This window comes from Sphingomonas rhizophila, from assembly GCF_014396585.1.
Lineage (GTDB): Bacteria > Pseudomonadota > Alphaproteobacteria > Sphingomonadales > Sphingomonadaceae > Sphingomicrobium > Sphingomicrobium rhizophilum.
Map to the genome: position 1 here is coordinate 1,377,712 of NZ_CP060717.1, position 10,785 is coordinate 1,388,496.

General features: G+C 64.8%; 14 protein-coding genes. 5 read left to right on the plus strand and 9 right to left on the minus strand.

Going from position 1 to position 10,785, the window contains the following annotated elements:
* Positions 1-4: 4 nt before the first annotated feature.
* The 5 genes from paaE to H9L12_RS06995 are packed head-to-tail and all read right to left on the minus strand — an operon-like array spanning position 5 to position 3,608.
* A complete protein-coding gene (paaE, locus tag H9L12_RS06975; protein ID WP_187541130.1) occupies positions 5-1,078 on the minus strand; it encodes a 1,2-phenylacetyl-CoA epoxidase subunit PaaE in 1,074 nt (357 codons plus the stop codon).
* The gene (gene paaC / locus H9L12_RS06980; protein ID WP_187541131.1) at positions 1,078-1,899 is read right to left on the minus strand and encodes a 1,2-phenylacetyl-CoA epoxidase subunit PaaC; all 822 of its coding nucleotides are present in this window, start codon (positions 1,897-1,899) and stop codon (positions 1,078-1,080) included. Before paaC ends, paaE begins: the two co-directional genes overlap by 1 nt.
* Complete coding sequence (gene paaB, locus H9L12_RS06985) at positions 1,899-2,201, minus strand: 1,2-phenylacetyl-CoA epoxidase subunit PaaB (protein WP_187541132.1); 303 nt, start codon at positions 2,199-2,201, stop codon at positions 1,899-1,901. Before paaB ends, paaC begins: the two co-directional genes overlap by 1 nt.
* Positions 2,198-3,181: a 1,2-phenylacetyl-CoA epoxidase subunit PaaA gene (gene paaA / locus H9L12_RS06990; protein ID WP_187541133.1), complete on the minus strand. Its 984-nt coding sequence runs from the start codon at positions 3,179-3,181 to the stop codon at positions 2,198-2,200. Before paaA ends, paaB begins: the two co-directional genes overlap by 4 nt.
* Positions 3,182-3,212: 31 nt before the next feature.
* Positions 3,213-3,608, minus strand: coding sequence for a winged helix-turn-helix transcriptional regulator (locus H9L12_RS06995; RefSeq protein WP_187541134.1), 396 nt, complete (start codon positions 3,606-3,608; stop codon positions 3,213-3,215).
* A gap of 104 nt (positions 3,609-3,712) precedes the next feature.
* Here H9L12_RS06995 and H9L12_RS07000 point away from each other — a divergent pair, with 104 nt between their 5' ends.
* From H9L12_RS07000 to paaG, 3 genes are all read left to right on the plus strand, one after another.
* Positions 3,713-4,456, plus strand: a complete 744-nt coding sequence (locus tag H9L12_RS07000) for an SDR family oxidoreductase (protein ID WP_187541135.1) — start codon at positions 3,713-3,715, stop codon at positions 4,454-4,456.
* A gap of 79 nt (positions 4,457-4,535) precedes the next feature.
* Complete coding sequence (locus H9L12_RS07005; RefSeq protein WP_187541136.1) at positions 4,536-4,712, plus strand: hypothetical protein; 177 nt, start codon at positions 4,536-4,538, stop codon at positions 4,710-4,712.
* 1 nt (position 4,713) lies between these two features.
* Positions 4,714-5,493, plus strand: a complete 780-nt coding sequence (paaG, locus tag H9L12_RS07010; protein WP_187541137.1) for a 2-(1,2-epoxy-1,2-dihydrophenyl)acetyl-CoA isomerase PaaG — start codon at positions 4,714-4,716, stop codon at positions 5,491-5,493.
* On the opposite strand, the gene H9L12_RS07015 is transcribed toward paaG, so the two are convergent.
* Both H9L12_RS07015 and H9L12_RS07020 read right to left on the minus strand, forming a co-directional pair.
* The gene (locus tag H9L12_RS07015; protein WP_187541138.1) at positions 5,494-6,036 is read right to left on the minus strand and encodes a hypothetical protein; all 543 of its coding nucleotides are present in this window, start codon (positions 6,034-6,036) and stop codon (positions 5,494-5,496) included. It lies immediately after the preceding gene.
* Between the two features lie 112 nt (positions 6,037-6,148).
* Positions 6,149-6,868 carry a cistern family PEP-CTERM protein gene (locus tag H9L12_RS07020; RefSeq protein ID WP_187541139.1) on the minus strand — a complete coding sequence of 240 codons (720 nt, stop codon included), beginning with the start codon at positions 6,866-6,868 and terminating at the stop codon, positions 6,149-6,151.
* A gap of 269 nt (positions 6,869-7,137) precedes the next feature.
* Between H9L12_RS07020 and paaZ the strand changes: the two genes are divergently transcribed.
* Both paaZ and H9L12_RS07030 read left to right on the plus strand, forming a co-directional pair.
* Entirely contained in the window at positions 7,138-9,150 is a 2,013-nt protein-coding gene (paaZ, locus tag H9L12_RS07025) for a phenylacetic acid degradation bifunctional protein PaaZ (RefSeq protein WP_187541140.1), read from the plus strand.
* A 53-nt stretch (positions 9,151-9,203) separates the two neighbouring features.
* Positions 9,204-9,641, plus strand: a complete 438-nt coding sequence (locus tag H9L12_RS07030; protein ID WP_187541141.1) for a CBS domain-containing protein — start codon at positions 9,204-9,206, stop codon at positions 9,639-9,641.
* A 67-nt stretch (positions 9,642-9,708) separates the two neighbouring features.
* Here the strand turns inward: H9L12_RS07030 and H9L12_RS07035 are convergent, their stop codons facing one another.
* A complete protein-coding gene (locus H9L12_RS07035; RefSeq protein ID WP_187541142.1) occupies positions 9,709-10,281 on the minus strand; it encodes a F0F1 ATP synthase subunit B family protein in 573 nt (190 codons plus the stop codon).
* Positions 10,274-10,768, minus strand: coding sequence for a F0F1 ATP synthase subunit B family protein (locus H9L12_RS07040; RefSeq protein WP_187541143.1), 495 nt, complete (start codon positions 10,766-10,768; stop codon positions 10,274-10,276). Before H9L12_RS07040 ends, H9L12_RS07035 begins: the two co-directional genes overlap by 8 nt.
* Positions 10,769-10,785 lie beyond the last annotated feature (17 nt).

Genomic DNA, 10,785 nt, shown 5'->3' on the forward strand with positions numbered 1-10,785 from the left:
TCGTTTAGGCGTCGTAATCGACCGCGACGCCCTCGCCTACCGGCACCGATTGGCAGGTCAGGACATAGCCCGCCGCGACCTCTTCATCGGTCAGGCCGTAGCGCGCCGCCATTTCGACCTTCCCGGCAGTGACCCGCGCCCGGCAAGTCGCGCACACCCCGGCCTTGCACGCGAACGGCGCTGGAAGCCCCGCCTCGCGCGCGCTGTCGAGGATGTTGGCGCCGTCGAACTCGATCCTGCGAGTGCGCCCGTCGAGCGTGACGGAGATCCTGACGCCGGCCGCTTCGGTCTGAAGCTGTGCCATTGCCGCCGCCGCCGCCGCCGACGGACGGCCGGCGGTGAAGCGCTCGATATGGATGCGGTCATTGACGATGCCGCGGGCGAGCAGCGCCGCTTCCGCCGCGTCCATCATCGGCCCGGGGCCGCAGATGAACCAGGCTTCGACCGACTGCGGCGTCTCGACCAGCGATGCAATCGCCTCGTCGCACGTCGCACGGTCGAGCATGCCATTGAATAGATCGACATCGCCCTCCTCTTCGCTGAGGAAATGGTAGAGTTCGAACCGTCCGAGGTACCGATCCTTGAGCGCGGCCAGCGCTTCTAGGAAGATCACCGAATTGCTGTCACGGTTGCCGTAGAACAAGGTGAAGCGGCTGTTCGGTTCAGTTTTCAGCGCCGTGCGGATCAGCGAGATGACCGGCGTGATGCCCGAACCGCCGGCGAAGGCGACGTAGCGACGGGCGGCGGCGGGATCGAAATCGGTCGTGAAGCTGCCGTGCGGGGTCATCACATCGATCGTATCGCCCGGCCGAAGCTGGTCCGCGACCCAGTTGGAGAAGGCACCGCCCGCGATGCGCTTGACCGTGACTTTCAGTTCGCCGTCATCGGGGGCGACGCATAGAGAATAGTTACGGCGCACTTCCTCACCGGCGATGTCGGTGCGCAGGGTTAGGTGCTGGCCAGCGCGGAATCGGAACGCGCCGGCCAGTTCTGCAGGCACGTCGAAGCGGATCGAATTGGCCTCGTCGGTCTCGGGAATGATCTCCGCGACCCGAAGCGCATGGAAATGCTCGGCCATTACCAGGTCGCTTGCGGGTAGGTGCGCGGCAGGTACTGCATGATCGCCAGCAGGTGGCCGAGGTGCTCGCTATGGTGTCCACGACGACCGCCGAGGATCGGTCGCTGGTCGGCGGGTTGGCCGAGGTTCGCTTCGGCCAGCGTCGCGGCAATGGCGGCGCGGTAATCGTCCGCGAAGTCGCGCGGATCGGCGGCCACCCCGCGCTCGATCAGGCCGGCCAGCGTCTCGTCGACCTCGAACAGTTCGGGCACGAAGCGCCAGCACCACTCCAGCCCGTCGGCCATTCGACGCGCGCTTTCGTCGGTGCCGTCGCCGAGCCGGACGACCCAATCCGCGGCAAGTTCGCGGTGATAGGCAACTTCCTTGACCGCCTTCGCGGCGACGGCGGCAATGCCCTCATGCGTCGACTCGGCGAGGCGCTGAAGCAGCATGTGCTGCCATGTCGAGAACAGGAACTGGCGGGCCATCGTCCGCGCAAAATCGCCGTTGGGCTGTTCGACCAGCCAACAATTCTTCCAGTCGAGCACGTCACGGTGGAAGGCCAGCCGGTCGGCGTCGCCCGCAATCGACAGGAAATTAGTTGCCTGCCCGATCAGGTCGAGGGCGATGTTGGCGAGGCTGAGGTCGACTTCCAGCACCGGTGCATGGCCGCACCATTCACTCAGGCGCTGGCCGAGGATCAGCGAGTCATCGCCGAGGCGCTGGACGTAATCGGCGATCGCGGCCTCGTGCACATCGGCGGGTGCATCGAATGCACCGCCGTCGGGCGCATTCCTAGCGTGACGCTCCACATCCTTTTCAATCGTCGGCAGTGACGGCATCAGATGTGCTTCACCACGTCGGGAATGTCGTAGAAGGTCGGGTGGCGGTAGACCTTGCTTTCGGCCGGTTCGAACAGCTCGCCCGCCGCTTCCGGATCGCTCGCGGTAATCGCGCTCGACGGCACGACCCATAGCGAGACGCCCTCTAGTCGCCGCGTGTAGGTATCTCGGGCGTGTCGGATCGCGAGCTCCGCGTCAGGAGCATGAACGCTGCCGACATGGCGATGATTGAGGCCGCCCTTCGCACGAACGAAAACTTCCCAGAGCGGCCAGTCATGTCCGCCTTGTCCACCATCGCTCATGCCGCCGCCTTCGCCTGGCGCTTCGCTTCATGCGCCGCCGCCGCATCGCGGACCCAGGCGCCGTCGTCCCAGGCCTTGCGCCGGGCCTCCATCCGCTCGCGCGCGACCGGGCCTTCGCCGCGAACCACCGCGTAGAATTCCTCCCAGTCGATCTCGCCATAGTCATGGCCGCCCTTTTCCTCGTTCCACGCAAGCGCGGCGTCGGGGATGGTGAGGCCAAGATAGTCGGCCTGCGGCTTGGTGATGTCGACGAACTTCTGGCGAAGCTCGTCATTCGTCTCGCGCTTGATCCGCCAGCGCATCGACCGCTCCGTGTTGGGCGAATTGTCGTCGGGCGGGCCGAACATCATCAGCGACGGCCACCACCAGCGGTTGAGCGCGTCCTGCGCCATCCGCCGTTGCTCCGGCGTGCCGTTCGCCAGCGCGATCATGATCTCGTAGCCCTGGCGCTGGTGGAAGCTTTCTTCCTTGCACACGCGGACCATGGCTCGCGCGTAGGGGCCATAGCTGGTGCGCTGCAGCGGCACCTGGTTCATGATCGCGGCGCCGTCGACCAGCCAGCCGATCGCGCCGATGTCGGCCCAGGTCAGCGTCGGATAGTTGAAGATGGTGCTGTACTTGGCTTTTCCGGAGTGCAGCGCGTCGATCATTTGCTCGCGGCTGGTGCCGAGCGTCTCCGCGGCGCAGTAGAGGTAGAGGCCGTGCCCCGCCTCGTCCTGCACCTTGGCCAGCAGGATCGCCTTGCGGCGCAGCGAGGGCGCGCGCGTGATCCAGTTGCCTTCGGGCAGCATGCCGACGATCTCGCTGTGCGCGTGCTGCGAAATCTGGCGGACCAGCGTCTTGCGATAGGCGTCGGGCATCCAGTCCTTGGGCTCGATGAATTCGTCGGCGGCGACGCGCGCTTCGAATGCCTCGACCAGCGCGGGATCCTCCGCCACCTCGATCGGCTTGACGGTCTTGCTCATCTCGGTCGTGTACATGGCGCCTCCCTAATCGTTTGCCGGACGCACATCAAACGCGAGCCGCGTCGAATTGCTTCCGCGCGGTCTCGACCGAGTCGAGGTTGGCCTCCGCCCACCGCCAGACACCGCAAAACGCTTCCCCCAAACCCTCGCCGAGCGGGGTCAGACGATATTCGACCTTGGGTGGCACCACGGCGTACACGGTCCGCGAAACGAGCCCATCGCGCTCCATCGCGCGAAGCGTCTGGGTCAGCATCTTCTGGCTTATGCCGGGAACGGCCCTGGCGAGTTGCGAAAAGCGCATCGTCCCGCCCTCGTCGAGTTCCTCGATCAGCAGCATCGTCCACTTGTCGGCAATACGCCCGATCAATTCGTTGACCAACGCCCCGACCCGCGGATCGATGTCGGCGTAGGCGGGACTACTGCTGATGACAGCCTCGGACATGCTGGCGCTCTCTTTTTGGTAAGTATCGATTTTTACAGTGCCTTCTTTCGTTTGGTTAGCACGCTGCCATATAGCTTGTCGAACGCATCGAAAGGACAGTCACGATGAGGACCAGCGGCAACACCATCCTGATCACCGGCGGCGGCAGCGGGATCGGCCGGGCGCTCGCCCAACGCTGGCACGACGCCGGCAACATCGTCATCGTGGCCGGCCGTCGTCGCGATGCGCTCGACGAGACCGCCGTGGGCCGCGACAACATGCATGTCGCGCCGTTCGATGCCGACGACGCCGCCAGCGTCACCGCATTCGCGGCCAGCGTGGTGGAGCGTTTCCCGTCGCTCAACATACTGGTCAATAATGCCGGCATCATGCGCTTCGAGGACGCGACGTCCGCGCGCGACCTGGACGATGCGGAAGCGACCATCACCACCAACCTCCTTGGCCCGATCCGCCTGATCGATGCGCTGGTCGATCACCTTGCGGCGAGGCCGGATTCGGCAATCGTCAACGTAACGTCTGGTCTGGCATTCGTGCCGCTTCCTTCGACCCGGACCTACAGCGCCACGAAGGCCGCGCTGCACAGCTACACGCAGGCCCTGCGGCAACGACTGACTGGCAAGGTCGAGGTGATCGAATTGGCGCCGCCCGCGGTCCAGACCGACCTGACCCCGGGTCAGTCGACCCGCGCAGGGTACCAGCCGCTCGACGAGTTTGCCGACGAGGTTATGGATCTGTTCGCCGAGTCGCCGACGCCGCCCGAGATTCTGGTGCGCAATGTCCATCCGCTACGGTTCGCGGAGCGCGATGGGACGGTCGCAGAGCGACTGGCCTTCCTCGACTCGCGATGATCCGTCATGACATCTTTCGCGAGACGCGCGACGCGGAGAGATACGGGCGATGGTAACATGTGTGAAATGCAGCGGATCGATGAGCGAGGGATTCGTCATCGACCAGGGTGATTACGGCGCGAAGTCGGTCAGCAATTGGCACGACAATCCGCCAGAACGCCATTGGTACGGACTCAAGACCTCGAAGGAGAACCAGCGCCCGATCGCAACCTACCGCTGCAACCGTTGCGGCTACCTCGAAAGCTATGCGCGCTAATATGACTGATCGATCGATCCTGACCGAGCGCGACGGGCATGTCGCAAGGATTACGTTGAACCGGCCCGACCGGCTGAACAGCTTCACCCGCGCAATGCACGGCGAGCTTCGCGAGGCGCTGGCCAATCTCGACGATGCACGGGTGGTTGTCCTGACCGGCGCTGGTCGCGGATTCTGTGCCGGGCAGGACCTCAACGACCGCGCTGTCGCCCCCGGTGAGGCCGTCGACCTCGGCCAGACGGTCGAGGAAAGCTGGAACCCGCTTGTCCGCACGCTCGCTGCCCTGCCCCAACCGGTGATTGCCCGGGTCAACGGGGTCGCGGCCGGGGCCGGTGCCAACATTGCGCTGGCCTGCGACCTGGTGGTCGCTGCCCGAAGCGCAAAGTTCATACAGAGCTTCTCCGCGCTCGGCCTCATCCCGGACAGTGGTGGCAGCTGGCATTTGCCGCGCCTTGTCGGCCAGGCCCGCGCCCTGGGCCTCGCGCTGACCGGAGAGCCGCTGCCGGCCGAGCGGGCGGCGGACTGGGGACTTATCTGGAAATGCGTCGACGACGACGCGCTCGACGCAGAGGTCGACGGACTGGCCGCCAGGCTTGCCGCGCTTCCGCCGCTGGGCCTCGCCGCGATCAAGTCCATCATCCGCACCAGCAGTTCGCGGACGCTCGATGAGGAATTGGATGTCCAGCGCGACGAAATGCGCCGCCTTGGCTTCACCGCCGATTATCGCGAGGGCGTCGCCGCCTTTCTCGAGAAGCGCCCGCCTCTGTTCACAGGGACATAGTCATTTCGGACTTATCGCGTCGCTGATCGTCGCGATTGGACGCGCCAGCGCTTCGCCGATGGCGGCGTAGGCCAGGCTGGCTGCAAATGCGCCGGCAAGGGCGATACTGGCGAACTCCATCACGCCCGCCCATTGACGGTTACCCTCATGAGCACGCCCTGCCGGGCGTGGCGACCGTCGACGTTCGCCATCTGCAGACCGTCCAGCAGGGGTGGCCACCGCCGCATCGGGGTCGCTGATCAGTGCCTCCACCGGCAACCGGTCTTGGGCGGGAAGCCCCAGCCGGTGCTTGCCTGACCAGACGACCCGGCCGACGATGACATGGGCACCGCGCCTGATTTCGAGATAGGTCCCGCGTTCCGCCGGTTGCGCTGCCTGCACCATCAAGCCACGAGAGCTGACGTTCAGGATACAGGCATCGTGCCAGCCGTCAGGCGCGCGCATCCGCGCCCGGATCAATACTTTGCGACGCTCTTCGCGAGCTTTCATGGTCAGCCGCTCCAGACGCGACCCAAGGCCGCCCGAGCGCTTGTTTTCGTTCAAAGGTCGGTCCCGGCCGCTTAACCGATCATCCGAAATGGATGCGTCGCTGAGCATAGAAAAATGGCCCGACCTTTAGGCCGAGCCATCTTTCTCGCGTCGAGGTTCTGGCTGGTTAGGCCAGTTGCAGCAGCTTCGGCTGCGAACGGCGACGAAGGCCGAAACCAATCGCGCCAAAGCCGATCAGCATCATCGCCCAGGTGCCGGGTTCCGGCGCATGCATCGTCTGGCGACCGATCGCCGAAGTAACCGCGCCCGCCCCGGCAATCGACTGATAGCGATCGACGAAGTTCAGCAGCGAGATCGACGACTGCGCCTGTGCGAAGTTCAAGGTCAGCGTTCCGGTGTTACCGCTCATCTGGCCCATGACCACGCCGCCATTGCCGCCGCCGGCGCAGCTGTTGCCGCTGCCGTCCTTGAAGCAGACTTCGACGTTTCCGTAACCTACCGGATAATTCCCGTTGAGATTGGTATCGCCAAACACGCCGGTCGAAGTAGCAGTCGAAACATTCGGGTTGGTGTCAAAGCCGAAACCCGAAACACGCGAGGCAGTAATCGGAGACTCCGAAACGTTGTTGATGGTGTAGTTGAACACATACTGGTTCGTGCCACCACCGCTGACGAATTCGAAGGTGATCGTCGACATCAAGCCACTGATCACCGACTGCGATTCACCGCCAACGCCATTGAAGGCGATCGTCCAAGAACCGCCGCTCGCGCCAGAAGTCGTCGCGACCTGGTTCGTCACCGGACCCGTTACGGTAACACCCGCGGCGGCCGGCGTACTTGCAATCGCAGATGCGGCGATCAGCGCCCCCACCCAAAACTTCTTCATAACCATTCCCCTTAAACCCCGATGCGAATCAGATCATTAAACGGAGAATTAACCGGGGTTATAGAATTCCGCCAGCCCGAACCCCAGATCGAGCGTCTCTTTTTGGAACAAATTGAAGAATCTTCGTGATGATGTTGCATCAGGCGCACAGCCTTTGCCGACTTCTTCGCATCTGTTCTGTCAGGGTAAGGGCTGCGACGCGCCGTGGCGTTCGACTTGGACCACCCGCGAACTCTCGCTAGAGCGCGGACAACCAGCCAGAGGATGCCATGAAGACCAACACCCTGCTCAACTATGCACAGGATCGCTGGGTCGAAGGTCAGGGGCTGCTCGCCCCGATAGCCAGCGCGATCGATGGCACCTTGGTGGCCGAAACGGGTTCAGGCGGTCTCGATTTCGCGGCGATGCTCGAACATGCGCGGACCGTTGGCGGGCCCGCGCTTCGCCGCCTGACGTTCCACGAGCGCGCACGAATTATCAAAGGTCTCGGGCTGGCCGTCCTCGAGCGCAAGGAAGAGCTATACGCGCTCAATTCGCTGACGGGCGCGACCCGCAAGGACGGATGGATCGATATCGAAGGCGGTGCGGGCACGCTGCTGTCGTTTTCCTCCAAAGGCCGGCGTGAACTTCCCGACGCCCATGTCCTGCTCGACGGCGCGATCGAACCTCTTTCGAAATCCGGCAGTTTCATCGGCCAGCACATCTACACGCCGCTGCAGGGTGCCGCCGTCCATATCAATGCTTTCAATTTCCCCGTGTGGGGGATGCTCGAAAAGCTCGCCCCGACGTTGCTCGCGGGCATGCCGGCCATCGTGAAGCCGGCCAGCTCGACCGCCTATCTGTGTGAGGCCGCCTTCCGCGTTCTGATCGAGAGCGGCTTGCTGCCCGAGGGCGCGGTGCAATTGATCGTCGGCGGCGTCGGCGACCTGTTCGACCACCTGGGCGGCCAGGATGTCGTCAGTTTCACCGGTTCGGCCTCGACCGCGCTGAAGCTCCGTTCCCACCCCGTGGTTCAGCGCGAGAGCGTGAAGTTCGTCGCCGAGCAGGACAGCCTGAACGCCTCTCTGCTCGGTCCTGATGCCGGGCCGGGAACGCCCGAATTCGATTTGTTCGTGGCGGAGGTCGTCAATGAAATGACGGTCAAGGCCGGACAGAAATGCACCGCGATCCGCCGTGCGATGGCGCCGGCCGAGCACCTCGATGCGCTCCAGGCGGCGATTGCAGGGAAGCTGGCGGCGGTCGCGATCGGCGATCCCAAGGGCATGGGCGCACTCGTCTCCACCGCCCAGCGCGACGATGTTCGCGGCCAGATCGGCAAGCTGGTCGATGCCGGCGCGCGCATCGTCAGCGGCGATCCCACTGCCTCCGTGGGCCACGAGGGAGGCGCTTTCATGCAGCCGATCCTCCTCCGCGCCGACGATCCCTGGACCGCGACCGCGGTTCACGACGTCGAGGCGTTCGGGCCGGTTTCGACCATCATGCCCTATCGCGACATCGCTGACGCCATTGCACTCGCCAACCGTGGCATGGGTAGCCTGGCGCTGTCGCTATTCACCTATTCGCCGGAATCAGCGCGGCAGTTCATCCAGGGCGCCGCCGCCTTCCATGGCCGGATGCTGGTCATCAACCGCGACAATGCCGCCGAAAGCACGGGCCATGGCTCCCCACTGCCCGTCCTGGTCCATGGCGGCCCCGGGCGGGCCGGCGGCAGCGAGGAGATGGGCGGCGTGCGCGGGGTGAAGCATTACATGCAGCGCACCGCGATCCAGTCCACCTCCGCGATGATCGCAGCGATCAGCGAACAATATATTCCGGGCGGCCCGAAGCATGTCATCGATGACGCCCACCCGTTCCGCAAGCGGATGAGCGAGCTTCACATCGGCGACACGCTTCGCACCAAGAGCCGGACGGTAAGCCTGGAGGACATCGAGCATTTCGCTCACTTTACCGGCGACACCTTTTACGCCCACATGGATGAGGAGTCCGCCAAGGCCTCGCCGATCTTCGAGGGGCGCGTCGCGCACGGCTACCTCATCCTGAGCTTCGCCGCCGGCCTGTTCGTCGATCCCGATCCCGGCCCCGTGCTGGCGAATACCGGCCTCGAAAACCTTCGCTTCCTGACGCCGCTCTATCCGGGCGATTCGATGCGAGTCGAGCTGACCGTGCGGTCGAAGGCGCTGAAGACCGAAGATACCGGCGTGGTCCGCTGGGCAGTAGAAATCTTCAATCAGAAGGACGAGCTGGTCGCGACCTACGACCTGCTGACGGAAAACCTGCCCTAGCAGCCGGAACGCTCGCTTCCGGCCATTCGTTTTGATCCGGAAGGAGACGAGCGATGGCCCAGATTCGCGACGTGATGACCAGTGAAATCAAGACCGTAGCGCCTGACGCCACGGCCCAGGAGGCGGCGGGATTCATGCTGGCGGCCGACACCGGATCGATCCCTGTCTGTGATGGCGACCGCGTCATCGGGATGATCACCGACCGCGACATTGCCGTCCGCGGCGTTGCGGAAGGCCGGGGCCCGGACTGCACGGTTCGCGACCTGATGAGCAGCGACGTGGTCTGCGCGCGCGATACCGACGACGTCCTTGCCGTCGCCCAGCGCATGAGTGACAAGCAGGTGCGGCGCCTCCCGGTCGTCGACGCCGAAGATAGGTTGGTCGGAGTGGTAAGCCTCGGCGACCTCAGCCGCGAGGCCCAGTCCTCCGCAGCGCAGACCGCGCTCGAAGGCGTCAGCGCGCCGGGCGGACAGCACCAGCAGCAAGCTTAACATTTAACGAAAAAGGGCCCGGCGGGGATCGTCCCACCGGGCCTTTCCTTAATCTCGAATGAGACGTTTAGCGGCCGAGGCCGGCAATCGCCTGATCGACGATCGCCTTGTCGGCATTGTCGTCGTTGCGCTCGGCAATCAGCTTGGTCGCGGCGGCGGTCGCGGCCTTCGCGGCGGTCGCGCGAAGTTCGTCGATCGCGGCACGCTCTTCGGCCGCGATCTTGGCTTCTGCCATGGCCTGACGCCGAGCGACCAGCGCCTTTGCATCGGCGCTCGCCTTGGCGACGATGGCTTTGGCGTCAGCTTCGGCCCGTTCGACAATCGCGGTCGCGTCCGCGTCAGCCGCCTTCGACTTGGCTTCATACTCGGCCTTCAGCGCCTCGGCATCCTTGCGCAACGCCTCGGCTTCGGCGAGTTGCTCGCGGATTGCCGCGATCTTCTTGTCCAGGCTTTTGCCGATCGCAGCCGGCACCTTGCAGAACACGAGGATGCCGATGACGATCGCCATCGCCAGCGCGACCACCACCGGGGCGGTGGCGACTCCAAAGATCGCCGGAGCGGCGTGCGCCTCGGTGCCGGCGTGCGTTTCCGCCGCGCCGTGCGTCTCGGCGACGTCGCCGTTAGTCGTCGGCTCAGCCATGGACCAGTTCCTTCGCGACCGCAGCGCGGGCAGCCGCCGGGTCGACCTTCAGGCCGGCGACACGCTCGACCATCGCCTGGGCGGCTTCGGCGGCAACCGCCTCGATCTCACCCTGGGCAGCCTGGCGGGCCTCGCCGATACGGGCCAGCGCCTGGTCCAGCGACAGGTTGATGCCCTCGTCAGCCTTGGCCACCGACTTCTCGGTCGCCTTGGCGGCCTTGTCCTTGGCCTCGGCAGCGAGCCGAGCGGCTTCCGCCCGGCTCTTGTCCATCGCGATGCGATATTCTTCCTCAAGCCGGTCGGCCGCCTCGCGGGCGCCCTCCGCGGCCTTGAGGTCGGCCGCAATCTGCGCGTCGCGCGAATCCACCGTAGACTGGATCTTGGGAAGCATGCCCAGGCCAATCACGAGGAAAATCGCACCGAAGAACACGAACAGCCAGAATAGCTGCGACGCGTAGACTTCACCCAGTTGGGCAATTTGCGGCATGGCCGACCCTAAGGTTC